Here is a 23,720-nt window from a genome sequence, read left to right as displayed (position 1 = left end):
TATCGAAATTTACAGAAAATAAATACACTAGATTTTCTCCTTGCTAGCGTTCTGCTTATAAACGGACGAATATAAAAGCTTTATATTTTGTTATATGATTTATAATGAATAAGTTATATATTTGAGATAAACATTGTAAAAATGGCAAAAGCAAAGGAAGAAGTAATATGGATAACGGGCGCTTCATCTGGCATTGGAAAATCAATAGCCATTGAATGTGCAAGATTAGGATATAAAGTAGTGCTTTCTTCCAGACGCAAAGAGCTATTGGACAAAGTTGCTGACACAATAAGAGAATCAAGCGGAGAAGCGTTGGTAATTCCGTGTGATATAATGGAAGAAACCGCTATCGAAAATGCCGTTCAACAAATCATAAAAGAATGGAGGTGTTTGGATATAGTTATAGCTAATGCAGGTTTTGGAGTTTTTGGCAGTATCGAAAACCTAACAGCCAAAGATTGGAATAGACAATTGCAAGTCAATGTTACGGGCTTAGCGCTAACGGTAAAATATGCATTGCCGCATTTAAAGAAAACCAAAGGAAGAATTGGTTTAGTGGGAAGTGTAGGGGCGTATCTTCCCAATCCTAATGTAGGCGCGTATGGCGCTTCAAAAGCGGCTGTAAACTCTATTGGTCAGACTTTGCAAGTTGAATTAATGGGTACAGGAGTAAGCTGTACAACGGTGCATCCCGGATTTGTAGTTTCGGAAATTGCGAGAGTTGACAATGACGGAGTTTGGCATCCAGAACAGTCAGATTCGCGACCGTCAAATTTGATGTGGCCTACAGATAAAGCCGCGAAAGTCATGATAGAAGCTATTTTAAAGAGAAAGAGAAATTACGTTTTTACTGCTCATGGCAAACTAGCTGTGTGGCTGCAAAGATGGTTTCCTGCAGTGATGCGATCTATAATCTCAAAAGGTGCAAAACCAGATTCGTAATTCTGAAGCTTTCTTTTTGAGAATTAAATCTATGTTAAAAGAGAAGTTTTAAATCAATATTAATTTGAAATTTGTGAAATGTCTAACTAACAACGAGATATTATGGAAGTACAGATTATAGAGCTAGAAAAAAAATACTGGCACGGAGTTGAAAATCATGATTATGAAACAGTAAAAAATCTGACGTCGTTTCCATGCATAGTTGCGGGGAAAAACGGTGTTCAGAGTATCAGCGAAGCCGAGTTCAAAAAGATGTTCGACTCTGGGCAAACCAATAAAATAAAAGTACTCAAGATCTACGATGTAACAGAAAAACTAATTAGCGAAAATACTGCCGTAATAGGATATTATCTGGATTTTACATTATTAGAAGACAGTCAAAAAGCGCCTATAAAATGTGTCTGTACTTCTACCTGGATTAAAGAAAACAATAAATGGGCTTGTGTGATGCATACCGAAACGGAATTGGAGAAATAATAGTTGTTTGAATATCTCCTCGCGATAAATAAAATGTTGTGAAATCAAAAAGCTTCAGAGGGAATCTGGAGCTTTTCTCTTTCTTTAGTGATTTCGAAAAAATCAGGGAATTAATGCGTTTTTCTAAAATAGCAACTATCTGCCCAAATAAAATGAAACGAAATTAAGGGGCTCAGTACATATTGTAAAAAAGATAAATTTTAAACTGGTTTTATTTCTTTTTCTTGTTAACCTTTTTAGCAAGTTGCATTGCATTGTAAACATTTAAAACTTTTCCCGATTTAGATAATTCAGAAAACTGAACTTTTTTGTCTTTTGTTCCCGGCACTATAACTTCCAAGTTATACGAGGTTCCTGAGTCCAAAATAATTTGTTTAACCTGTGTTGCTGTAAGATTTGGGTAATATAAGCGAATCAATGCTGCTGTTCCGCAAACCATCGGAACAGACAATGAGGTACCAGAGTCAAATTCATATTTATTGCTAGCTGAAGTAGAATATATTTCATCTCCCGGAGCAAATAAGTCTACATTTTGTTTTCCATAGTTTGAAAAATCAGATACAAATGTACTGTCCGGTTTATGCGTAACAGATCCTACAATGATTAGATTAGAACAAAATTCTTTGGTATCACCCAGATTTATATCTGTTGGGTAGTATATTGTTTTATCAGTATCATTTTCGGCATTACCAGCACTACGAACTAATAATACATCGTGTTTTTCGGCATATGTAAGTGCATCTGCGAGCCAATCCTTATGTAAAGAGAAACTATTGCTAAAAGACATATTTATTATCTTTGCACCATTATCTACAGCATAATAAATAGCCATGGCAATATCTTTATTATTTTCGTCTGCCATTGAAGCAATATTCAACGGCATGATTTTTACATTTTGTGTAATTCCTTTTATGCCTATATTATTTTCTCTGTTGGCTCCAATAACCCCTGCCATTTTGGTGCAATGATCCTGAATAGATCTATGTCCTTCTTTATTATTGCTTACATTATTATTACCATAACCCTTTTCTAAAACGTTAGGATTATCACCAATTAACAGGCGTTCATTATAATTTACATTTAGATTTTTATTGATAATAGAATCTAGCTCATTTTGTTGGTTTATGATGTCTTGCAATGTGTTTTGACCAACTTCAAGGCTGACCATTTTATAACTAATTAACGCTCCTAAATCCTTGTCATTGTCATCACGTCTCAGTCTGTATCTTTTGTCGTTTATTTTATACTTTTTATATAAACTATCCAATTGTTGATAAGTGTAATCTTCTTTAGGGAAAAAATATTTTAAAGTATCCTGAACTAAAGAATAAGTTGCAACATGATGATCTAGCGATTTTAACCAATTTTTATAAAACTTATTTTCTTCTTCCAGTTCTTTTAATGCTCTGTTGTATTCGTTGTAGTTAAATATATTTTTAGGGTCAATTTGTGATTCGGTTTTGTCTTTAAATAATGGTTCCCATGCTTGTACAATACGCGTATATTCGTACTTGTTCCATACCACATAACCACCGCTCTTAGTTCCTATGAAACTCCAGCCGTTAATGTCATCTATATAGCCGTTATTATCGTCATCGATACCATTATTTGGGATTTCTTTGTTGTTTGTCCAAAGTTGTCCTTGTAAATCTTCATGATTTATATCAATTTGAGTATCAATTACGGCGACAATGATACTTTTGTTTTTAGGTTTCTTTTTATTTGTACGATACCACTTATTTAATGAAATTCCAGGAATCGAATCTTCGAGATAATCTTTTTGATACCAAGTTTGTAATTCTAAAGGCGTTAATTCTTTGTTTAATAGAATGTTTGTATTTGTAATGTTTATTTCTTTTGTTGATTTACAACTCATGAAAAAGAAAAAAAATAGAGTTATAGTGCAGAGTGACCTCATTTTGTTATTGTGATATTTTAGATTTATATGTAGAATTTTGAAAATGTAATTTAACGATAATCTTCAGATGAACACTTCCTACTCTTGTCTGTATCAAAATGGATTCCTGCCTCAATAATTAAATGCATATTTTTTACTTCAATCTCCTGCGCTGGCGCGAGCGTCACGCTCGTGAACAAGACGAGATGTTCAAAGGTAAGTAAAAAAAAGTTCCAGATTTCTCTGAAGCTTTTTGTCTTAGTAGTTCGCCCTGTGAAGACTCAAATGCGTATCCACCACGGCGGATATGAGTCTGAAGAGCTGTTAAATTTAGAATAAAAAAAAACACCATTTTTTCAAATGATGTTTTCTTTAGTAGCGGGAAGCATTCAAATATCTAACCGGATTATTTTAGATTATTATGCGATTTTTGCATTAGCATCTTAATTACAAAAAAACTTTCCATTGTGTCAATTGTCCAAATCCGTTATAATTGCTATTAGCTAAAGTTTTTATTTTCTCTTTTCTAATTTAAGTATGACATTTCGATCTTTTGATTGATAATATTTCAATCTAATATAAACGTTTTCATCTATCACGCCTCCTTTTGATTTAGCGTTATTGTATCCAAAGTCAGTTAAGTCAAAATCTGAAAATTCGAATTTTACATTTCTAACTTTGAATCGTTCAGTATCGTGTCCAGATGATGGCATTCCATGAAAGTCACTCACATAACCTTCTATTGATTTTAATCCATTGTTCAAAATGCTATAAGTTCGGTATATCTTTTTTGTTTGTAGAATGACCAGAAACACAAAAATAATGATTGAAGCATATTTGATTATTTGCGCTTTTGTTGTATCGAAGCTTTTGCTTTGCGATAAAGGATTCTGAATCAAATTTTCTTCTTTATCTTTTTTATTTCGGAGTTTATTAACTGATAGCCAATAAAAAAACAGAGGTATAATTATAAACCATGATTTTCGTATCACTTCCAAAATTCCAAAATCGTATATTAGATCAAATTGCTTCATTAAGCTTGATTTTAAATTTTACCCGCTAGTGCGAGAGTCTAAGTTCGTCAACACAAAGTTATTAAAGAATAGTCTAAACAAAAAAAGCTCCAGATTTCTCTGAAGCTTTGTCTTAGTAGCGGGAACAGGACTCGAACCTGTGTCCGCCGCGGCGGATATGAGCCTGCCGAGTTAAATTTTGGAAATAAGATTTTTAATGAATTCTCTTCCTATTCCAGTTTTCAAATATTTTTCTCTTTTCATAGCTTCAGATTTTGAATTGTAAAATTCAACGTGCATAACTATCCATGGTCTGAATTTTGGAGTATAGCCTTTTGTCTCAAGAAAATTATGAGATTTAAATCTCTCAATTAAGTTAGAAGTAAAGCCAGTATAAGTTTTCCTGAATTTTTCAGAATAAAGAATGTAAACAACAAATTCATCCATCTTGCAAAATGCTATAAACAAAAAAAAACACCACTCGTTGTAAGTGGTGTTTTTTCCTAGTAGCGGGAACAGGACTCGAACCTGTGACCTTCGGGTTATGAGCCCGACGAGCTGCCTACTGCTCTATCCCGCGATGTTTCGGGTGCAAAGATACACACTAAATACGGTTTTGCAAGTTATTTTAGAGTTTTATTTTTTAAAATTTTCAATAAAATAGCTTTTTCTTATGTTTTGTAGTTTAATAATGCTTCGTAAACGTTTCCTTTTAAGCCTAATAGCAGACCAAAAGCGGGTTCGGTTTTTATGCCGCTTTCTTTTAGTTTTATGATTTCCAATCGGAAGTTTTCGCCTTTTGAGTTTAGAATTTCGTGTTCAATAAGCATGTGTCTATAGCCGTTTTGAAGTTCGGTAGGCGTATTTTGTCCGAAGATTTCGATTTCGAAAGCATCAATAAAGAAATTCGCAATAACAGATTCTTGGTTATTCATGAGATCTTCTCTAATAGAAAAACGGTTTTCTTTTCCAAACAGTTGCTTTATCTTTTCGATAAAATCAGCTTTGTTTTTCCAATAGCAGACAATGTCCAAATCGCTGCTTTCGATCGCAATATTGATCGGAATCGTGCCAACCAAAATCGGATCAAATGCAGCAAGATTTTCCAAAACCTTATGTTGGGCTAAAACAGTAAATGCGGATTGCTGTCTGGGATTTCCAGATTGTAAATAAGATATATCCTTAAAATTAATCATTTTCGATATAACCTTTTTCTTCGTTGATTTCCAGTTCTAATTTTTTGTTGATATCGACTTTAGCATTCGTAAAAACAAAAATTGTAGCGCCATATTCTCTAGCATATTTATTCGTGACTTGACCGCCAATGGCTGCCGTTTCAAAATATGGACCGCTTGCTTTCAACTCTTCGTTGTTTTCATCAAAATCCTTAACGCGAATAAGATCTTTATAGGGAATACTGAGATCAAACCAATTGATGTAGTCGGCATTGAAAGAAACCGCTTTAATTCCTTTTTTAGAATAAAAATTAATTGCTCCGGCTTGTCCGTAGTTGTCGCAAAGCACAATAGTTTCTTTCTGATTGGGCAATAAAGCATAAAGCGAATCTGTTTTTCTAGCCAATTCTTTCCAGCCCAACATGTCGGCAAAATCCTGTGGCATATGATGCTCTTTTCCGTCTTCCCAACGAAGCATTCCCAGTTTTTTGTATGGTTCAGAATGTGCTACCATATATTCGGGACTTTTATTTGGAAAAGCAACATCATAAATCGGAATAAAAAGCAATAACGGAATGAGAATGAAAACGGGTTTTAGATAACGTTTCCAGCCATTATTTAGAATATCTGAAATATAAACAGATCCAAAAGCAAGGTAAATAGGGTATAATCCAATAGCATAATAGGCTTTTGCTTTAAAATAAATGAAAATCAAAAGTGTGAAAACAAACGAAGCAAAAAAGAGCTGGTATTTTTTGAAAGGCTGGTAAAACAAAACTGCATAAAGTCCGGCTAAAATCACAAATAATCCGCCGACGAAAAATAGAATCTGCTCTTTTAGAAAATCGCCTAAATTGACATTCACCAATTGTGTTTTGGCCAATTCCTTCATGTGATGGACAATTGGGAAATGGTTGCTGTATTGCCAATAAAGATTAGGTAAAATAATAAGGAGTCCGAGGAGCAAGGCCAGATAAAACTCTTTTTTACCTAGTATTTTTCGCTGTTGAGAAAGCAAAAGAGCTGGAATTAATCCAAGTAATAAAAACAAGATGTTGTACTTATTTAAGAAACCGAAAGCAAAAATTATCGCTCCATAATACAACCATTTAGTATTTTCTGAAGTCAGATATTGTATTAAAGCATAATAGAGCGCAGTCCAGCACAAAATATCAAAAGAGTTGGGCTGATAAAGCATGTTTAAACGCAGCAAGCAGGAAAGCAAAACGCATATTGAGCCCAGAATTAAAGCATAAAGATTGCCTTTAAGAAGTTCTGTTGCTTTCCAGACAATCAAAAGTGTCAAAGCGCCAAATAGGGCAGGGAAGAACTTGATCCAGAAAAACGAATTTCCAAGCAAAAGAATGATATACGAAAACCAAGACGTAACCGGCGGAACGGATAAATAGCCCCAAGCCAAATGATTGGCTTGATCGAGATGCAGATATTCGTCGCGCTGTAAATCGTATTCCGGACTAATTAAAACATATTGCAAGATGAATTTTAGAATTATAAATCCGAATAAAATCAGGTTCTTTTTGGTCATGCGGTTTTTGGTTTTTTTGGTTTGTTTGCTTTTGTGCTGTAAATGGTTTTAAATCAAAATGTAATTCTGTAGCTAAGATAGGACTTATTTTGATTTTTGAATATCTGAAATATTTCTTGATGAAATGATGTAAAGTGCAGACCTTTAAATGTTTATGGTTTTAAGATGTCAATCGAATTAACATTTTTATTACCTTTAGTATCAAGCAAATAACTTTAAAACAAAAATACCATGAAAAAGAAATTATTGATTTTAGTTGTCTTTTTGGGGACAATTTCATTTGCAAACGCACAAAGTATAGGAGACGTTACAAAAGCGGCCAGTAAGGCGTCGACAGCAGCAGTACCCGCTTTTGATGTTGCTAGTATCGCGAATCAGGTTATGGGAGTGCTTTCTCCAAAATTGAAATTAACCGATGCTCAAAAACCATTGGTAAATTCGTTGGTTAATGAAACACTAAATAAAAAGAAGAACATTTTGCCTTCAATGGCTACCGACAAGGCAGATTATACTTCTAAAATGACTGCGACTAGAGAGTCTTTCATCTCTAAAATGAAAAAGAACATCAGTCCGACACAATTTGATGCATTAACAGCTTTATTACCCAAATCAGCTTCGGCAGTAACACCGTTGGCAAAAATGCTTTATTAAAAATGGTCTAAAATAAAAAAGCTTCAGATATTCTGAAGCTTTTTGTTTTTTATGCCTTTAGGAGTATTATTCCTCTACTGCAGTTTCAAATTCCATGTGGTCGATTATTTCGGCCTCTGGTTTTTCTGGTTTAGATGCTTTTAAGGCATTAAATCTTTCCAACATTTCTGTTTCGCCTTCTTCACCGCTGAAATAAGGAAAAACGTCCATAATTGCGGTTTCAGAAATCGCTGGAATAGAATATTCTCCCATTGTATTTTTCATTATATGAAGTGTATTGTCAAAAGCTTCGCGAACATCATTTGCTTGAACCAGCATATACATGCTCGTTTTTCTTTCCTTGCCGCTTTCTTCATCATAAGCAATTAAAGTGATTTTAGATTTAAACCATCTGTCTGCATTTTCAAAAGGATGAATTTCGGCATAATTTGCCACTTTTATAGCTGTGATTTTAAATTCTTCACTAGTATAAGCAGCCATTTCTTCGGTCATTCTTTTTTCAGCTTCTGTATAAGACAAAGCATCAACCAAATAAGGCTCGGTTAAAACTTTTTGTCCTCCAGTTTCATCTGTTTTTCTATATTTTACTTTGCATTCGTACCAAACTGCGCTCATTTCTTTTAAGATTTTTAAGGATGCCAAAGATAAATTTTACAGTACAAAAAATGGTTAAATCCTCAAATAGATATTCACAATTTTAGCTGTTTTTTGATAACGTTTTGATGTTCTGAAAGTTGTGTTTCAATATCTGATGATGTTCATTGTAATAAATAAAAAATATCCTGCTTTTGTATTATTCGGATTTAAAGAGCTGTAAAACAGATGTTTGTTTTTGCTCTGAAAGAATTATAAAAAAATATGAAATTTCTTAAATCCAAAGAATTCGTTTATACGTAACTATTTATAACAATGTCTAGGAATGAGGTAATTTCGAATGATAGTGGTTTTTGGAGCATATTGAATCTTACCGCATTTCTAGCTATTGTTTTTTATTAATTATTAAAAATCTAAGGTTGGGGAAATTAAACATTCAGAAGTTAAAGGAGACTTTAAAATACTTGGAAAGCAAACAGCGCGAATTAAAAAGACAAAATCAAAACGATACAAGAAGTCTAGAATCGATGATTAAATACTTAAAAAAGGACATGATCGAACAGCACAATTTGTCTGATCATCACGATTTGATTAAACAAGAAATTAAAGACACCGAAACCTTTATAGAGAATGTCAAAAACATCATTAACACCAATTCTTAAAGCGGTTTCCTGTAGTAGAAATTGATGTTATTCCAACTTGAATTTTTCGTTTTTACAATCCAGAATCAATTTGTGATTGAGAAAAAGTTTATTGCCAATCATTCCTTGCATTCCTGAACGTTTCATCAAAAATTTCTGCAGATCTGACGTGCCTTCAATATGAGTCACTTGAGAGAGATCTAAAGTTACTTTGCCAAATTGTATTTTCCTTTTCGCGGAAGCAGAATAAACACTTAACGTATTTCCCCAAGAATTTCCTTTTTCGGTTTTTACAGCACTGTTTTTAATTCTGTATTGCTCCCAAATTTCCTTAGTTGTTACAAGTTCGTAACCGCTTGTTCCAGAATCGTACAATAGTTTTAGATTTTGATTTTCGATAATGGAAGGAATTAGAATTTTACGTTTTTTAAATTCAAAATCAGCAAAATCATTTTCCTGAATTTTTTCTACGAAAGAGCATTGATTGTTTTTAAAATCTAGAATAGTAATTCGTTTTTCTAGTAAATCGGTTCCGATTGTTCCAATTATATTCGCTGCTTTCGGATCGTCAAAATTAACTTTTTCGCCATAATCCAAAACTTCAAAAGTGTTTGACGAGACTTTCATTTTTCCAATTACAAAATCAGCTGAAATCTCATTGTTTGCACTATCAATTTTAATCTGATTTTTGAATTTTCCAGTGATTGATTCTAAAGATTTTTTGTAGAAAACAGTAGTAGCCAAACCCGAATCAAACTGCATGTAAAAGGTTTGGTCAATTCCGTTAATTTTTATTGGCAAAAGCAAAGCCGAATGGGAGTTTTCGTTACTGGCAATCCATTTTATAGGAATGTTTTCTGCAGTTCCAGAAACTTTCAAATAGTTTTCTGGCGGAGTAAATTTCTTTTGGAAATAAAAGTATCCTCCCAAAAGGAATAAAACGATAATCACTAAAAATACACTGGCAATCTTCTTAAATAATTTCATGGTTTGTTTTTTCTGCAAGATTCGGGTTTCGATTCCGATTTTCGTGCTAAAACCATACGACAGTTTTACGCCATTTTTATGACTTGTATTATAAGAATTTGTTTTTCAGTTTTATAGCTAGCTCTTGTTTTTGGTTTAAACAGATTCCGTTTAAAATGACAATAAGGAGTTTAAGGCTTAGATATGCAATTAAAGGAACAATAAAAAGTGGAAATTTTAAAGAAAATGAATTTTGCAGAAACGGACTTACAATCATCAAAATAGAAAACACAAGGCTTAGAATAATTTGAATGCTTGCAATTTGTTTTCCTAATTCTTTGTTTGCCGCATCTTGGGTTTTGTAAGTTAATAGTAAAGGGAAAATGACGCTTCCAAACGGAATAATAAGTCCAGACAAAACAGAAAGATTAATAAGTTTGGCTCTTTCAATTTGAATGTTTTCCTTTTTGACGATGAGGTTTTCGGGATTGGTTTCCAGTGCTTCGGCAATCGTTTTTAAAGTAAAGCCTTTCAGGATATTTCCAGCCTCAATTCTCTGAATCGTGCGTAAAGAAAGACCCGATTTTTCGGCAAGTTCATTTTGAGTCATGTTTTTTTCTTCTCTCAAAAATTTAACTTTATTCTTCATTGTTTTAGGTTGGAGGTCTAGAGACGAAATTATGAAAAAACTTTTGATGAAAACAGCATAAAAAAATCCTTGAATTACAGGGAAATTGGAAGTTTTAATAAAAAATTAAGTTTTTTTCTTTAACAAAAATCATTAACTTGTTGTGTAATAAATAGATTCCTTAATGTTATTATTATAAAATTTTCCAGTTATGCGAGTATCCGTTGTCCGAAAAAATATAAAGTTTTTGCCAGATTCCAGAAGAGTTGTTGCCCGATATTTTATGAATGGGCAAGAAAGGACCCAGCAAATGGTACTTCGGATAATGATGCTAGACGAGAAACAAGTCCTACAGACTCTGGAGCAGACACTTCGCGAATTTGCGAGGAGACATCGAAATATTTCGGCAGTATTTTTTAGACATTGCGAGCGAATAAGGCCGATAATCGAGGGCATGCAGATTGATTATGAAGCCCTGTCGCTAGACCGAAAAATGCTTATTGGTTCTTATTGCACAATGGAATATGCAATAGAATCGGCTGCGATTTTTAATCCTTCGATTGTAGAAGATTTTGATCAGACGGGCTTAGAAGCGGGAGAAAAGCGAGTAATTATTTCTTTTCGAGCAACTGGTGAAGGTCATATTTCGTCGATTGTTTTTAGAAGAGCTATTTTAGATCGAGATAATGATTTGCATATTATGAAGATTGGAAATCATATTGATCAGGCAGAAATCGAACATAAAACTTTGTTTAATAAAGAACGATTTCTCACCAAGCTTTACGAAATGCATACAACTGATAAATATATCGGACAAATTATGCAGGATCTTCCAGAAGAATTTGAATTTGCGGTTCTTAAAAACATGCTGATTGAGAATTTAAAAGATCCTTTAATCCGTGAGGAAAGAAAAGTGGCTCTGGAAGAAATTTTGTGGCTGGCGAATTCTTTTTACGATTTGCAGTTTAAACATGATTCTGATATCACAGAACGTGTTATATTTCCGATTTCTGATTCTGAAAGCCGCGGAATTGAAGATGCTCGTTTTGTGCGTTTTACCGATGATAATGGTTCGACTCGCGTTATGGCAACGTATACCGCTTATAACGGACATACGATTCTGCCAAAATTAATTTCGACCGAAGATTTTTATAGTTTTAGAGTAATGCCGCTTCACGGAGAAGGTGCGCAGAACAAAAATCTAGCCTTGTTTCCTCGAAAAATAAAAGGCAAATATGCCATGTTGGCGCGAATTGACGGAGTAAATAATTACATTATGTATTCTGATCGAGTAACGCAATGGAATAAGCCTGTTTTACTGCAAGAACCCCGTTTTACTTGGGAATTGACGCAAATAGGAAATTGTGGGTCGCCGCTTTGGACAGAAGAAGGCTGGCTTGTCATTACGCACGGAGTAGGTTCTATGCGACGTTATTGTATTGGCGTTTCTCTGTTTGATTTGGATGATCCTTCAAAAGAAATAGGAAGATTGGCAGAACCATTGCTTTCTCCTCTAGAAGATGAACGTGAAGGATATGTGCCAAATGTGGTGTATTCCTGCGGAGCCATTATTCATAACAACAGTTTAATCTTGCCTTATGCCGTATCGGACTATTGTTCGACTTATGCTGTAGTAGATATGGTGGAGCTGCTAGATGCGCTTAAAAAAAGTAAGTGATAATTTATATTCAATTTCACTCAACAGTTTATAGGTAATCTGCGTATATCTGCTATAATCTTTTTAAATCTGCGTGAAAATCAATGCGTAAAAGTATTTCACGCGGATTTAAAAGGATTTGAACAGATCAAACTAGATTTTACTGTCTTTTGTTGAGGTTCGGAATTTTCTCTGTTAGGTTTTTCCAATATCGTTTGGGCATGTGTTTGATATGAAGTTTGGTGTTTTTTCGCGATTCGATATTGACACTGCTGAAATAATTACGCCATAAATTCTGGAAAAATTCCTCATTTTCATCATTGATTTCGGCTAAAAAACTCGAAGAAGCATTCGACTCAAACTGCATTTCGACCGTTGAGACATTTTCCAGATCATAATAGATTCCGTATTTGCGTTTCGAGTCGTAAATCAGCCAGCGCTGGTCTGCATAACGGTTTTTAAAATGCTGTTCGATAAGCGGTAAAACATCGCAATCTGGCTCTATGATGGCATAATACAATTCGTCTTTTGTGAGCTTAAAACGAACAAAAGCTTTCATTCTATGGCTTTCTTTTCCCGTTACATGCGCTGCTTTTTTCACATTCAAAACTTCGCTTCGGCTTAAATCTCCTTCAATATTAATTGGACTTGCAAAAACATAGGCTGCAAATCGAAACAAAGTTTCTTCTATCTGATCTAACCCAGATAAAAAAGCAAAATAAATATTGTTGAAACCATGAATAGAAAGACGTTGCTGCAAACCATTTAAAACACGATTGGCTTTTTCACCATTAGTTAGTACCAAATGCGTATTAGAAAAAAGTAAAGTGTTTGATAGCTCCTCTTTCGCAAAAACAACATCATTAAGTTTGTATTCATAGATTTCAAAAACCGCTGTTAGCCAGCCTTCAAAACTTCCATCATAAACTATTTGGGTCATTTGAATTAAAATAAAGCAAGCTGGTTCGAAAAATTATTCTTGTATTTGCTGTTCTGCAAATTCAGAATCTGGCTTTTTATTTGAATCGGAGTCAGATCTTTTTGCAGATGAAATGGCGAAGAAAAAGCCAAAAAATACTTTGATCGGCTGTAGGCAATTCCTAATTTCTTTAAATCTTCTGGCTGTAATTTTTTGAAAGTTCTTGCCGCTACAATTTTTTTAGCACTCAAAAATCCTATTCCAGGAATGCGCTGAATTAGCTCTAAATCTGCCGTATTTATATCAACTGGAAACTGGTGCAGATTTCGCAAAGCCCAACCTAATTTGGGGTCAATATCCAAATCGAGATTCGGCTGGTCAAAACCAACAATTTCGTTGACATTAAACCCGTAATATCGAATTAGCCAATCGGCTTGATACAAACGATTTTCGCGAATCATTGGCACGGGAGTTCCAATAGCTGGAAGTCTGTTGTCGTAACTTATTGGCACATAACCCGAATAATATACGCGGCGCATCTTCATTTGTTCGTAAAAATAATTGGCCATTCCCAGAATTTCCATATCATTTTCTTTGGTTGCGCCAATCACCATTTGCGTGCTTTGTCCTGCTGGAGCAAAAAGCGGTGTTTTATAATTGGATTTTTTCTCTTCCTGATAACCAACAATTTCATTTTTAAGATATTCCATCGGTTTTATCACGTCTTTATGATTTTTGTCTGGCGCTAGCAGTTTAAGGCTTTGCTCTGTTGGCATTTCGACATTTACGCTCAAACGGTCGGCATATAATCCGGCTTCTTTGAGCAATTCTTCACTTGCGCCAGGAATTGCTTTTAGATGAATATAACCATTGAAGTTTTCTTCTAATCGCAGTTTTTTTACAATTCTCACCAAACGCTCCATGGTATAGTCGGCATTGTCAAAAATGCCCGAACTTAGAAACAGCCCTTCTATATAATTTCTTCGATAAAAACCAATCGTTAAATCAACCACTTCTTGCACGGTAAAAGCAGCACGTTTGATGTCGTTGCTTTTTCGGCTCACGCAATATGCGCAGTCAAAAATGCAATGATTGGTAAGCAGTATTTTTAATAAAGAAACACAGCGCCCGTCTTCGGTAAAGGCATGGCAGATTCCGCCTCCAGTATCTCCTAGTCCTTTGTTTTTATTTTTACGGGTGCTTTGTCCCGAGGAGCACGAAACATCATATTTGGCTGCATCTGCTAAAATTGCCAATTTCTCCATCACTCTTTCCTGTACCATTTTGCTCTTTTTTAGTTGTTTTTGAAACAAAGATTCGTTCTCTCAAAACTAGGAATTCATGCTAAAAAAGAGCTAAAAGAAGTTGTTCTAAATTGTATCAATTTTTTTTGGGAAGGTTATTTTTACATTAAAAAAATAACTATATTTAAGATTCAAAAAACAGGTATAAATACGGGGTTGTAAATTGCTAAAACTTTTTACATTCGCCGAAATAGAAAAACTGATTTCCCCCCTTAACATTAGTTTTTCAGATTTAGAAGTATTAGCAAATATTAGGAACAAACGGCTAAAACAATGAAATTTGTAAAAGGACAAGATGTTTCCTACACGGCATTGAGTGGGAGATCTTATAAGGGAACCATTATCGAAAGAAAAATGGATTTTAAAAAGGGGTTAATCATAAAATCGACTTCGAAAGAAAGAGATTTTCATTACCTCATCGAAATACAAAAAAACGGCACGACCGAGAAAATTCTATGTGCCGAAAATCATCTTAAATTATTAGAAAAGAAAAAACGAGCAGCGAAGAAAGTGGCGTAGTTCAAAATTTGTCGTTTTGGTTTCAAATTAAAGAATCAAAAAGCATCTTTCAACCCAATTCTTTTCAAGCTATTTACCATTCTAAAAACTACTTCGTCTGAAAACATAAAACTGGAAAGTATTTCTTTTATTTCTGTTGCGGTTTGAGGTTGTAGTTCTAGAAGGTTGTTTAAATGTATTTTTGCTTTTGCATCTTCGCTCAATAGCGATAAGGAAACTGCTTTTAGTAAAGAATCCCAGATGGTTTCGCTAAAATCCATTTTCTCTGCCCAGTATAAAGATTTTTGGTAGTCTTTTTTGTGAATGTAATAATAGCAATATCCAATATTAATCCACCAAGGATGTGATGGATTTATGCGAGTCGAATTTTCTAGCAAGTTGAAACCTTTTTCAAAATAGCCTGCAAAAATGAGCATACAGCCAATTCCAGAGGCAATTCCAGAAGCATTAGGATTTATTTTTAGACATTGTTCTGCGGCAGAAAGGCAGTTGTCTTGATCTTTCTTAAAACAGTTTAAAAGCACAAGTGCGTACCACGCTTGCTGGCAGTTAGGATCTATTTGTAAAGCCTTTGAGATGCAATGACTGCTTTTTTCGATGGTTTTCTTGTAATTCTCTATTCCTAGACCAATAGAAGCCAAATGCATTTCGCCTAGCATGGCCCAAGCAATAGAATGATTTGGGTCTAATTCTACAGCTTCATTTAAATGGGATAGCGCATTGGCATAATTTTCAATAGAATAAGAACATTGGTATTCATGATAGCTGCAAATTGCCTTTAAAATCCCTGAATTGCTGGCTATTTTAGATGGCGCTGTTTTCACCATTTCTTTAAAGATAATGCCATAATAGCCGCCAATTGTAGAGACAATATCTTTTACGATCTCATTTTGAATTCTAATGCCATCATCGATAGTGGCAGGGGTAAACACTTTGGTCAATATGAATTTTCCTGAAGATGAGTCTATGAGATTGATTCTGATCTGCAGTTTGTTATTGATAATTTGAATGTGTCCGTTGATGATAAAATCGGCTCCTACTAGGCTCGCAGCTTCCAAAACATTTTCATTAATTTTCGAAACAACATCAGAGGTAAAATGGCCTATTACAGAAATGTCTTGAAAACGGGAAAGTTCGGCACTTATTTCTTCGGAAAGAATTTGTGAAAAAGCTTCTAAATCAGGTTTCTGAGCGGTAGATTTAAATGGGAAAACTGTAATAATCGGAATGGCTTTACTTGTGCTGATTGGCAAATCCATTTGTCTCAGCTTGCTGTTATGAATAAATTCGGGAACATAACGGCCTTTTGGGACATGAATAATCACCGAATTGTTTTTTCCATCAGTAGAATAATATTCATTGAGCAGTTTTCTTAATCTTCCTGCATGAATGCGAACCATTGCATCATCATGCGGGTTAAAATGAGAAGGTCTGCTTAAAGCGTTTACGGCTATAGAATACTCTTTAATATACTGCTGTCTTTCGTCTATCGTTTCTTTTACAATGTACCGCAGAAAATTGCTCAACAGCATTGAGTTTTTGAAAGAATAAAACTTTAAAACATTTTCCAGTTCGTTATAGATAGTATCCGAAGGGATTTTTTTTATTGACTCCATAATAAATTATTTGAAATTATTAACGTCTAAAAAAAAGTCACTGGCGTATAAAATGTTAAATAAGATGTACTTACAAATTTATAAAATAATGTGAAGATTTAACATATTAATATTATTAATCTTATGTTTTAACCGTTAAATGTAACCGTTATTAACTCTAATCGTGCATTAGCATTGATTATATTTGTTTGATAATCAGTTGATATCTAGTCCTTTTTTTGCTTTTTTAACAAAAAAAATGACGTTATGAGATCGTTTTAATCCTTCAGTCTCATCCAAAGACGAAAATTCCGATAGTATTGAAAAACTTTTGGAGGTCGAAAAACCAGTACCGAGAATGCAGATTTTTTAAAATAAATCGAATTTATTTTAAGCCAAGATTGTAAAAAGCAAATGAATAGTAAGTAGAGTTATCCCACTATATAAAACAAACTATAATCATTATGAAAAAAAGGTTTTTACAAATGGTAGCGATGAGGCATCGGGCCATTATAATTTGTTTTCTCATTTCCGCTTTTGCTCAAGCTCAAGAGGAAGGATCAAAAAGCATGGAAATCTACGGTTTTATTATGACTGATATAGGTTATAATTTCAATCAAATCCAATCGGATTGGTATGATGTAGTAAGGCCAACCAAACTTCCTTCTTTTAAAAACGAATACGGCCCAGATGGCAGTTACTACGCTTCTGTTCGTCAGACCAGATTAGGCTTTAAGAATTATTTTGACACAGGACTCGGCGAATTAAAAACAACGTTTGAGTTTGAATTGTTTGGTACAGGTGTAGATGCAGGACAAACTACTTTTCGTCTGCGTCATGCTTATGCCGAATTAGGAAAATTTGGAGCAGGGCAAACGTGGAGCCCATTCATGGATATTGGCGTATTTCCGAATTCATTAGAATATTGGGGGCCAACCGGAATGGTATTCTTCCGTAATATTCAAATACGTTATATGCCAATTCAAGGCGATACCCGTTTAACTATTGCATTAGAAAGACCTGGAGCAAGTGCCGATCAAGGAGATTATGCCAATCGTGTTGAACTGCAAGGCGTAAAAGCAAGATTTCCGTTGCCAGACCTTTCTGCAGAGTATCATCTTGGAACCAAATGGGGTTATGTTGAGTTAGCTGGTATCGTAAGAAAAATTGAATGGAAAGACCAGAATAACGACCAATATAATTTGTCTGGAGATGCAGTAGGATGGGGACTTAATTTAAGTACAAACATCAATTTCAGTAAAAATGATGTTTTTAGAGGTCAAGTTATGTACGGAGAAGGGGTGCAGAACTACATGAACGACGCTCCTGTAGATATTGGTATTAAAAACAATCCAGGAAATCCAGTAACGCCAGTAAAAGGAGTTGCACTTCCTTTGGTAGGTGTTGTGGCCTTTTTAGATCATAATTGGAGCGATAAGTTTAGTACTGCGATAGGATATTCTATGATCGATATCGATAACTCAGACGGACAAACAGATCAGGCTTTCAAAAAGGGACAATATATTCTAGGAAACCTTCTATATACTCCTGTAAAAAACTGTATGGTCGGAGTGGAGTTTCAGTGGGGTAACCGCGAAAATTACAACGACGGGTGGAGTACTTCTATAAACAAACTGCAGTTTTCTTTTAGATACAACTTCTCACAAGCATTTTATAAAAAGAATCAATAAAAAGCATTCTGTTTTTTAATCACAAAAAAAGAAAAAAATATGTATAAAACTGTACAATATCTACTGTTGTTCGGATTGTCTATAAGCACACTTAATGCGCAGACCCGAACTGAAAAAGATCTTCTAGGAGAAAAACAGATTCCTGCAAACGCTTACTACGGAGTGCAGACAGCCCGAGCATTGGAAAATTTCCAGATAAGCGGAATGACAACACAATTTTATCCCGATTATGTTCGAGCTTTTGCTATGGTTAAACTGGCCGCAGCACGTGCTAATGCCGATGTTGGCCGACTTAAAAAAGACAGATTGGCTGCCATAGAAAAAGCTTGCCAAGCAGTAATAGACGGCAAATACCACGATCAATTTCTGGTTGATTTGTATCAAGGCGGTGCTGGTACTTCTGCCAATATGAATGTGAACGAAGTTCTGGCGAATATCGCATTGGAACTAAGCGGACATAAAAAAGGTGAATATCAATACATCGAGCCTCATGATGATTTAAATATGGGGCAATCTACCAACGATGTGTACCCAACTGCTATCAAAGTGGCATTATTGCTTCATAACGATAAGTTGGTCAAAGAAGCCGATCTTCTAGCAAAAGCTTTCCATAAAAAAGGAGACGAATTTAAAGATATCATCAAAATGGGACGTACTGAAGGACAGGACGCCGTACCCATGACGGTGGGGCAGGAATTTCATGCTTTTGGTAATCAATTGGATGCAGAAATTAATGCTTTAAAAAAATCAGAAGTTTATCTATGTGAGCAAAATATGGGCGCTACTGCTATCGGGACAGGAATTACGGCCTCTCCAGGTTATGCTGAAAAAGTAGCAACGCATCTTGCAAAAATTACTGGCAAGCCCATCGTGATGAGCAAAGATCTTATCGCGGCAACTACCAGTCAGCAGGGATTTGTAATGTATTCTTCTACGCTTAAGAGTATGGCAGTTGCACTGGCAAAAATAAGCAGCGATTTGATCATTTTGGCTTCAGGGCCGCGTACGGGACTTTTCGAGATCAATCTTCCTGCACTTCAGCCAGGATCATCAATTATGCCAGGAAAAGTAAATCCGGTTATGCCAGAACTTATGAACCAGTTATGTTTTAAAGTTATGGGAAATGACCTCACAGTTACAGTTGCCGCTCAGTCTGGCTTATTGCAATTAAATGCTTTTGAACCTGTTCAAGCCATTGCAATGATGGAATCGCAAGGATTGTTTTTTAAAGCCATGCCATTGTTTAGAAAAAACTGTATCGATGGCATCACAGTAAATAAAGACATTTTAGCGCATTATATGGACAGAAGTGTTGGTGTTGTAACGGCTCTAAATCCTATTTTGGGTTACGAAAAAACGACAGAACTGGCCAAAGAAGCGCTTGCAACCAATAAAGGAATTCTGGAGCTGATACGCGAAAAGAAATTGCTAACAGAAGATCAAATTAAAAAGCTGCTTGATCCAGCAACTTTAACAGGCCAAAAATAACCTCAACATAAAAATTAAACGAAAAAATCATGAAATTAAAAATAGACTTTTGTAAAAAAATAATCCTGCTACTGATGTTATCACTAAGCATCAGCATGTTTGGACAGGCTAAGCCTAAAGTTCTAATTTTAGCAACAGGCGGAACTATTGCCGGTTCTGCAAAAAGCGGTGTGCAGTCAGGATATACTTCTGGACAGGTAACCATTGATGCAATGGTAAATGCAGTTCCAGAAGCTATGAAAATAGCAGACATTAAGGGAGACCAAATTTCGAATGTTGGATCTCAGGATATGTCATTTGAAATTATGCTAAAAGTAGCCAATAAAATCAATGAATTAGCTTCTAGCAAAGATGTAGACGGCTTTGTAATTACACACGGAACCGATACGATGGAAGAAACAGCTTATTTCTTAAATCTAGTGGTTAAAACAGATAAACCAGTAGTGCTAGTAGGTTCAATGCGTCCGTCAACCGCAATTAGTGCAGACGGACCTTTAAATCTGTATAATGCAATTGCGGTGGCTGCCGATCCTAAAGCAAAAGGGCGTGGAGTACTTTTGGTGATGAACGATTGGATTCATTCTGCTCAATCTTTAACAAAAGTGAGCACAACAGCGGTTCAAACTTTTATGTCTCCAATTCGCGGACTTATAGGCACAACTTCTTATGGAGTGAATGACTTTTTAAACTTTCCTAGTCAAAAATTTGGTAAAAACTCAGAATTTGATGTAAAAGGAGTAAGCACTTTTCCTCGTGTCGATATCATTTATGCAGATGCCGATATGCAAGCAGACTTAATTGATGCTTCAATTGAAAAAGGAGCTAAAGGAATTGTCATTGCTGGAGTAGGAAACGGAAACATGAATAAAGCTTCTCTAGATGCTTGTGCGAGAGCCAGCAAAAAAGGAATTATTGTGGTACGAAGCACACGCGTTGCGACTGGACTTGTAGGACGTAATGTGGAATGCAATGACGACGAGCTTGGGCTTATTGCTTCATATGCTTTGAATCCGCAGAAATCCAGAATCTTATTGACGGTAGCGTTACTGAAACAGAGAAGTTTGGCAGAACTTCAAAAGATATTCGAAGAGTATTAAACGCAGAATTTTAATGTATGTCCCCAAAAAAAACTTAACTCTCAACAAAGAAAAACGAAAGTAAGGCCTGTATTTACGAACATATTTTGAACTTGTTTGTAAAAGGAAATAATTATATCAACTTGAAAATTAAATGTATATGAAAAATAAAATAATGACAAGAGCGATTCTCGCGGGTTTCTGTGTGTTATTGGTTTCCTGTAATACAAAAAAGGACGAAAATACGGTGGTTGACTTAAAGCAAGTCAAGAAAGAAATTCAGGCAAAAGAAAATGAATATGCCGCAACATACAATGCCGGCCAGTTGAAAGAGATTGGGTATTATGCTGATGATGCTATTACTTTTTACCAGAACAGACCGCCAATTATTGGTAAAGATGCTAGGTATGAGTTTTTAAAATCAGATTTACAAAACAATACCAATATAATCTCATTTGAAACCAAAGAAGTTTTTGTTTCTCATGACGGTAATCAGGTAGTAGAAGTAGGATATTATAAAGTAACCGACTCTACAAAAACGCCAATTAATACTGGAAATTACATCAGCCTTTTCGAAAAAAGAGATGGCAAATATGTGTGCTTGAGAGATATGAGCGCCTCTGATGGATTGACAGAATAAAAATATATTAAAATACTTTCCAATTTATTTTGGAAGCAACACTTGGCTAAGGCTTTAGCGAGTACTTAAAAACTATAAACTACGATTATGAAAAAATTACTATTTATACTTTCATTAGCTTTTGGATTAAATGCCACAGCACAGACTTCTACGGATGAAATTAATTTGATTCAAGACCTTTACGGAAAATCGAAAGCAGATGTTGTACACGAATATTTAGGTTTGACCGATGCGCAAGTGGCAGCATTTCAGCCTATTTATGATAAATACGAAACCGAGCGCAAAGCTCTAAGTCAGCAGAAGATTAAAATTCTGGAAGACTATGCAAACAATTATGCGACCTTGACCGATGCAAAAGCGACAGAACTAACATCGGCAAACTTAAAATACAATCAAGACTCAGAAAAACTGCTTGCCAAAACACATTCTAAACTGGCAAAAGCCATTGGCGGCATCAATGCTGCCAAGTTTGTACAGTTGGAGCTGTATCTGCAAGTAACCATAAGAGCCGAAATTCAGGATGCTATTCCTTTTATTGGCGAATTGGATAAAACCAAAAAACACTAAACAATTTCTGGGTACAGAGTAGAAAGTATAGAAAAAAAATCATTTTCTACTCCGGATATTAATATTTTATACTCTTACTATGATAAAGAAATTTACAAAATATTTGACAATTGCATTAATCATGTCTGCCCAGCTAATTTTTAGCCAATCTGATAGTGATGGTAAAGAACTCGGACTTCCAGGAGACAATCTAGATTTATATGCCGTGATGACTTTGTTTCAGAAATCAAAAACCATCGAGGAATTTGAAAAAAATCTGAATCTTGAGAAAACAGGAATCAATAATCTCGATTTGAATCTGGATAAAAAAGTAGATTTCATAAAAGTTATTACCAAGAAAGATGGCAATTCGTTTACGTTTGTTCTTCAAGTTGCAGTGAGCAAAAGCGAGAATCAAGACGTTGCTGTTATTTTTGTTGATAAAGACAAAAATGGAAAGGTAAAAATGCAGATCGTGGGCGATGAACTATTGTACGGAAAAAATTATGTTATTGAACCCGCAAGCAAATCAGAACCTGCAAAAACGGCAAACCCAGCTTATACAGGAAGCGAACCTGCAACCACTACACCAGCCGTAACAGCAGTTGTAGTAGAAACGGTGCCAATTGTGCAATATGTATATTCTCCGGCTTATGTGCCGTATTATCCACCTTATTACTACGGATTTTATCCGCCTTACTTCGCTGCTTTTACCGTACTGGCAGTAGGTATTTATCGTCACAACCATTATTACCATCATCATGGTTATTATGGCGGACATTATCATGGCGGAAATAACGTCTATATTAATAACAGAAATAGTTTTAATAATTACAACAATAATAAAATGCGTTCGAATACCGTACGAAACAATACGGCCAATAATCGATACAATAACAATCGAGGAGCATCTGCTAGCACCCGACCAGCAGGAAATACAGGTGCATCAGGAAGAACGCGCCAAAGTACACCAAGTGCAGGAACCTCAAACCTTAATAACAACAGAGGTTCGTCAAGTTCTAATTTTGATCGAGGCAGCTCTTCGAGTTCCAATTTTAATCGAGGCGGTTCTTCATCAAGAGCAAGCGCAGGACAAATGGGCGGCGGCTCTCGTGGTATGGGCGGCGGAGGCTTCGGCGGCGGCGGTGGCGGACGAAGAAGATAATCATAGTATGAATAGATTGTAGAAAAACAGGTCGAATTTTATATGGCGTTTTATAATGCTTCATCAAAAAATGCGTAAGTCTTTTGGGTTTACGCATTTTTTTTATAAAAATCAAGTGTCCCTACAGGACACAACGTAAAAACAGTGCATTTTTTTTACCGACGAAATATTCCTACGGAATATAAGCGCTGTTATCATATAAGATAACCCTTTTTCAAAAAATTATTATGAAATTTGAGTTATTGAAAATGAAATAAATAAATGCTATGGAAGCCAACGAATTAAAAGACTTAGAATACATCAAAAAACTATCAACTCAATATTTAAATATTCTAAAACCAGCTGCAGATAAAAGCTGTAATGCCGAAATTAAAGTTTTAAATTATTCCGAATTGGGTTGTGTCATCACAAGTATGCTAAAACTGTGCATTATGGCATTGGAAAACGATACAGATAATAAATCTTCAATAGATGTAGGATTGGTTTTAGAGCAAGCGCTTCATTTATTTCCAACTGACGAAATGGAATTGCTAGATGTTATTAATGAAATATTGATTAAGGAATAAAAAAAAGCTCCAGATTTTTCTGGA

24 protein-coding genes and 1 tRNA gene are annotated in these 23,720 nt (G+C 35.1%); 13 read left to right on the top strand and 12 right to left on the bottom strand.

Annotated features, from left to right (window positions below; genetic code table 11):
• Positions 1-141: 141 nt before the first annotated feature.
• Together J7574_RS21415 and J7574_RS21410 are read left to right on the top strand one after the other, a co-directional pair.
• A complete protein-coding gene (locus J7574_RS21415) occupies positions 142-942 on the top strand; it encodes an SDR family oxidoreductase (protein ID WP_290973691.1) in 801 nt (266 codons plus the stop codon).
• A gap of 102 nt (positions 943-1,044) precedes the next feature.
• Positions 1,045-1,419, top strand: a complete 375-nt coding sequence (locus J7574_RS21410; protein ID WP_290973688.1) for a nuclear transport factor 2 family protein — start codon at positions 1,045-1,047, stop codon at positions 1,417-1,419.
• Between the two features lie 211 nt (positions 1,420-1,630).
• On the opposite strand, the gene J7574_RS21405 is transcribed toward J7574_RS21410, so the two are convergent.
• From J7574_RS21405 to J7574_RS21380, 6 genes are all read right to left on the bottom strand, one after another.
• The gene (locus J7574_RS21405; RefSeq protein ID WP_290973685.1) at positions 1,631-3,295 is read right to left on the bottom strand and encodes a S8 family serine peptidase; all 1,665 of its coding nucleotides are present in this window, start codon (positions 3,293-3,295) and stop codon (positions 1,631-1,633) included.
• Positions 3,296-3,828: 533 nt separating this feature from the next.
• Positions 3,829-4,350 (bottom strand): hypothetical protein, encoded by a 522-nt coding sequence (locus J7574_RS21400; RefSeq protein ID WP_290973682.1) that lies wholly within the window; start codon positions 4,348-4,350, stop codon positions 3,829-3,831.
• A 171-nt stretch (positions 4,351-4,521) separates the two neighbouring features.
• The gene (locus J7574_RS21395) at positions 4,522-4,776 is read right to left on the bottom strand and encodes a GIY-YIG nuclease family protein (protein ID WP_290973679.1); all 255 of its coding nucleotides are present in this window, start codon (positions 4,774-4,776) and stop codon (positions 4,522-4,524) included.
• 60 nt (positions 4,777-4,836) lie between these two features.
• A tRNA-Met gene (locus tag J7574_RS21390) sits at positions 4,837-4,909 on the bottom strand.
• A 91-nt stretch (positions 4,910-5,000) separates the two neighbouring features.
• Positions 5,001-5,525 carry a DUF4269 domain-containing protein gene (locus J7574_RS21385; protein ID WP_290973676.1) on the bottom strand — a complete coding sequence of 175 codons (525 nt, stop codon included), beginning with the start codon at positions 5,523-5,525 and terminating at the stop codon, positions 5,001-5,003.
• The gene (locus J7574_RS21380; RefSeq protein WP_290973674.1) at positions 5,518-7,050 is read right to left on the bottom strand and encodes a glycosyltransferase family 39 protein; all 1,533 of its coding nucleotides are present in this window, start codon (positions 7,048-7,050) and stop codon (positions 5,518-5,520) included. The genes J7574_RS21385 and J7574_RS21380 overlap by 8 nt, the downstream gene beginning before the upstream one ends.
• Positions 7,051-7,281: 231 nt before the next feature.
• Here J7574_RS21380 and J7574_RS21375 point away from each other — a divergent pair, with 231 nt between their 5' ends.
• The gene (locus J7574_RS21375) at positions 7,282-7,701 is read left to right on the top strand and encodes a hypothetical protein (RefSeq protein ID WP_290973673.1); all 420 of its coding nucleotides are present in this window, start codon (positions 7,282-7,284) and stop codon (positions 7,699-7,701) included.
• 66 nt (positions 7,702-7,767) lie between these two features.
• Here the strand turns inward: J7574_RS21375 and J7574_RS21370 are convergent, their stop codons facing one another.
• The gene (locus J7574_RS21370; protein ID WP_290973672.1) at positions 7,768-8,316 is read right to left on the bottom strand and encodes a DUF4494 domain-containing protein; all 549 of its coding nucleotides are present in this window, start codon (positions 8,314-8,316) and stop codon (positions 7,768-7,770) included.
• A gap of 398 nt (positions 8,317-8,714) precedes the next feature.
• Here J7574_RS21370 and J7574_RS21365 point away from each other — a divergent pair, with 398 nt between their 5' ends.
• The gene (locus J7574_RS21365; protein WP_290973671.1) at positions 8,715-8,957 is read left to right on the top strand and encodes a hypothetical protein; all 243 of its coding nucleotides are present in this window, start codon (positions 8,715-8,717) and stop codon (positions 8,955-8,957) included.
• A 27-nt stretch (positions 8,958-8,984) separates the two neighbouring features.
• On the opposite strand, the gene J7574_RS21360 is transcribed toward J7574_RS21365, so the two are convergent.
• Together J7574_RS21360 and J7574_RS21355 are read right to left on the bottom strand one after the other, a co-directional pair.
• Entirely contained in the window at positions 8,985-9,923 is a 939-nt protein-coding gene (locus J7574_RS21360) for a hypothetical protein (protein WP_290973669.1), read from the bottom strand.
• A gap of 88 nt (positions 9,924-10,011) precedes the next feature.
• Positions 10,012-10,551 (bottom strand): helix-turn-helix domain-containing protein, encoded by a 540-nt coding sequence (locus tag J7574_RS21355; protein WP_290973667.1) that lies wholly within the window; start codon positions 10,549-10,551, stop codon positions 10,012-10,014.
• Between the two features lie 289 nt (positions 10,552-10,840).
• Here J7574_RS21355 and J7574_RS21350 point away from each other — a divergent pair, with 289 nt between their 5' ends.
• Positions 10,841-12,208, top strand: a complete 1,368-nt coding sequence (locus J7574_RS21350; RefSeq protein ID WP_290973664.1) for a glycoside hydrolase family 130 protein — start codon at positions 10,841-10,843, stop codon at positions 12,206-12,208.
• A 139-nt stretch (positions 12,209-12,347) separates the two neighbouring features.
• On the opposite strand, the gene J7574_RS21345 is transcribed toward J7574_RS21350, so the two are convergent.
• Positions 12,348-13,127 (bottom strand): TIGR03915 family putative DNA repair protein, encoded by a 780-nt coding sequence (locus tag J7574_RS21345; protein ID WP_290973661.1) that lies wholly within the window; start codon positions 13,125-13,127, stop codon positions 12,348-12,350.
• Positions 13,128-13,132: 5 nt separating this feature from the next.
• A complete protein-coding gene (locus J7574_RS21340) occupies positions 13,133-14,389 on the bottom strand; it encodes a putative DNA modification/repair radical SAM protein (RefSeq protein WP_290973659.1) in 1,257 nt (418 codons plus the stop codon).
• Between the two features lie 294 nt (positions 14,390-14,683).
• On the opposite strand from J7574_RS21340, the gene J7574_RS21335 reads away from it, so the two are divergent.
• Positions 14,684-14,929, top strand: coding sequence for a hypothetical protein (locus J7574_RS21335; protein ID WP_290973657.1), 246 nt, complete (start codon positions 14,684-14,686; stop codon positions 14,927-14,929).
• 35 nt (positions 14,930-14,964) lie between these two features.
• Here J7574_RS21335 and J7574_RS21330 read toward each other — a convergent pair whose 3' ends face one another.
• The gene (locus J7574_RS21330) at positions 14,965-16,545 is read right to left on the bottom strand and encodes a hypothetical protein (RefSeq protein WP_290973655.1); all 1,581 of its coding nucleotides are present in this window, start codon (positions 16,543-16,545) and stop codon (positions 14,965-14,967) included.
• Positions 16,546-16,988: 443 nt separating this feature from the next.
• On the opposite strand from J7574_RS21330, the gene J7574_RS21325 reads away from it, so the two are divergent.
• The 7 genes from J7574_RS21325 (at position 16,989) to J7574_RS21295 (ending at position 23,696) form a co-directional block, all read left to right on the top strand.
• A complete protein-coding gene (locus J7574_RS21325) occupies positions 16,989-18,215 on the top strand; it encodes a DcaP family trimeric outer membrane transporter (RefSeq protein WP_290973653.1) in 1,227 nt (408 codons plus the stop codon).
• A gap of 39 nt (positions 18,216-18,254) precedes the next feature.
• Positions 18,255-19,703 carry an aspartate ammonia-lyase gene (locus J7574_RS21320; RefSeq protein WP_290973651.1) on the top strand — a complete coding sequence of 483 codons (1,449 nt, stop codon included), beginning with the start codon at positions 18,255-18,257 and terminating at the stop codon, positions 19,701-19,703.
• Between the two features lie 29 nt (positions 19,704-19,732).
• The gene (locus tag J7574_RS21315) at positions 19,733-20,800 is read left to right on the top strand and encodes a type II asparaginase (RefSeq protein WP_290973648.1); all 1,068 of its coding nucleotides are present in this window, start codon (positions 19,733-19,735) and stop codon (positions 20,798-20,800) included.
• 139 nt (positions 20,801-20,939) lie between these two features.
• Entirely contained in the window at positions 20,940-21,419 is a 480-nt protein-coding gene (locus J7574_RS21310; protein ID WP_290973645.1) for a nuclear transport factor 2 family protein, read from the top strand.
• Positions 21,420-21,506: 87 nt separating this feature from the next.
• Positions 21,507-21,986, top strand: a complete 480-nt coding sequence (locus tag J7574_RS21305) for a hypothetical protein (protein ID WP_290973642.1) — start codon at positions 21,507-21,509, stop codon at positions 21,984-21,986.
• 79 nt (positions 21,987-22,065) lie between these two features.
• Positions 22,066-23,130: a hypothetical protein gene (locus tag J7574_RS21300; protein WP_290973639.1), complete on the top strand. Its 1,065-nt coding sequence runs from the start codon at positions 22,066-22,068 to the stop codon at positions 23,128-23,130.
• A gap of 266 nt (positions 23,131-23,396) precedes the next feature.
• Positions 23,397-23,696, top strand: a complete 300-nt coding sequence (locus tag J7574_RS21295; protein WP_290973637.1) for a hypothetical protein — start codon at positions 23,397-23,399, stop codon at positions 23,694-23,696.
• Positions 23,697-23,720 lie beyond the last annotated feature (24 nt).

This window comes from Flavobacterium sp. (genome assembly GCF_017744675.1).
GTDB lineage: Bacteria > Bacteroidota > Bacteroidia > Flavobacteriales > Flavobacteriaceae > Flavobacterium.
This window is presented reverse-complemented; position numbering and strand designations above follow the sequence as displayed.

What these genes read in the sequence shown, in the direction of transcription:
- J7574_RS21370 (WP_290973672.1), bottom strand. Translation starts at nt 8,316, where the DNA reads ATGAGCGCAGTTTGGTACGAATGCAAAGTAAAATATAGAAAAACAGAT.
- J7574_RS21300 (WP_290973639.1), top strand. Translation starts at nt 22,066, where the DNA reads ATGATAAAGAAATTTACAAAATATTTGACAATTGCATTAATCATGTCT.
- J7574_RS21305 (WP_290973642.1), top strand. Translation starts at nt 21,507, where the DNA reads ATGAAAAAATTACTATTTATACTTTCATTAGCTTTTGGATTAAATGCC.
- J7574_RS21295 (WP_290973637.1), top strand. Translation starts at nt 23,397, where the DNA reads ATGGAAGCCAACGAATTAAAAGACTTAGAATACATCAAAAAACTATCA.
- J7574_RS21375 (WP_290973673.1), top strand. Translation starts at nt 7,282, where the DNA reads ATGAAAAAGAAATTATTGATTTTAGTTGTCTTTTTGGGGACAATTTCA.
- J7574_RS21340 (WP_290973659.1), bottom strand. Translation starts at nt 14,389, where the DNA reads ATGGTACAGGAAAGAGTGATGGAGAAATTGGCAATTTTAGCAGATGCA.
- J7574_RS21335 (WP_290973657.1), top strand. Translation starts at nt 14,684, where the DNA reads ATGAAATTTGTAAAAGGACAAGATGTTTCCTACACGGCATTGAGTGGG.
- J7574_RS21315 (WP_290973648.1), top strand. Translation starts at nt 19,733, where the DNA reads ATGAAATTAAAAATAGACTTTTGTAAAAAAATAATCCTGCTACTGATG.
- J7574_RS21415 (WP_290973691.1), top strand. Translation starts at nt 142, where the DNA reads ATGGCAAAAGCAAAGGAAGAAGTAATATGGATAACGGGCGCTTCATCT.
- J7574_RS21380 (WP_290973674.1), bottom strand. Translation starts at nt 7,050, where the DNA reads ATGACCAAAAAGAACCTGATTTTATTCGGATTTATAATTCTAAAATTC.
- J7574_RS21330 (WP_290973655.1), bottom strand. Translation starts at nt 16,545, where the DNA reads ATGGAGTCAATAAAAAAAATCCCTTCGGATACTATCTATAACGAACTG.
- J7574_RS21400 (WP_290973682.1), bottom strand. Translation starts at nt 4,350, where the DNA reads ATGAAGCAATTTGATCTAATATACGATTTTGGAATTTTGGAAGTGATA.
- J7574_RS21395 (WP_290973679.1), bottom strand. Translation starts at nt 4,776, where the DNA reads ATGGATGAATTTGTTGTTTACATTCTTTATTCTGAAAAATTCAGGAAA.
- J7574_RS21405 (WP_290973685.1), bottom strand. Translation starts at nt 3,295, where the DNA reads ATGAGTTGTAAATCAACAAAAGAAATAAACATTACAAATACAAACATT.
- J7574_RS21345 (WP_290973661.1), bottom strand. Translation starts at nt 13,127, where the DNA reads ATGACCCAAATAGTTTATGATGGAAGTTTTGAAGGCTGGCTAACAGCG.
- J7574_RS21410 (WP_290973688.1), top strand. Translation starts at nt 1,045, where the DNA reads ATGGAAGTACAGATTATAGAGCTAGAAAAAAAATACTGGCACGGAGTT.
- J7574_RS21310 (WP_290973645.1), top strand. Translation starts at nt 20,940, where the DNA reads ATGAAAAATAAAATAATGACAAGAGCGATTCTCGCGGGTTTCTGTGTG.
- J7574_RS21355 (WP_290973667.1), bottom strand. Translation starts at nt 10,551, where the DNA reads ATGAAGAATAAAGTTAAATTTTTGAGAGAAGAAAAAAACATGACTCAA.
- J7574_RS21320 (WP_290973651.1), top strand. Translation starts at nt 18,255, where the DNA reads ATGTATAAAACTGTACAATATCTACTGTTGTTCGGATTGTCTATAAGC.
- J7574_RS21350 (WP_290973664.1), top strand. Translation starts at nt 10,841, where the DNA reads ATGGTACTTCGGATAATGATGCTAGACGAGAAACAAGTCCTACAGACT.
- J7574_RS21385 (WP_290973676.1), bottom strand. Translation starts at nt 5,525, where the DNA reads ATGATTAATTTTAAGGATATATCTTATTTACAATCTGGAAATCCCAGA.
- J7574_RS21325 (WP_290973653.1), top strand. Translation starts at nt 16,989, where the DNA reads ATGAAAAAAAGGTTTTTACAAATGGTAGCGATGAGGCATCGGGCCATT.
- J7574_RS21360 (WP_290973669.1), bottom strand. Translation starts at nt 9,923, where the DNA reads ATGAAATTATTTAAGAAGATTGCCAGTGTATTTTTAGTGATTATCGTT.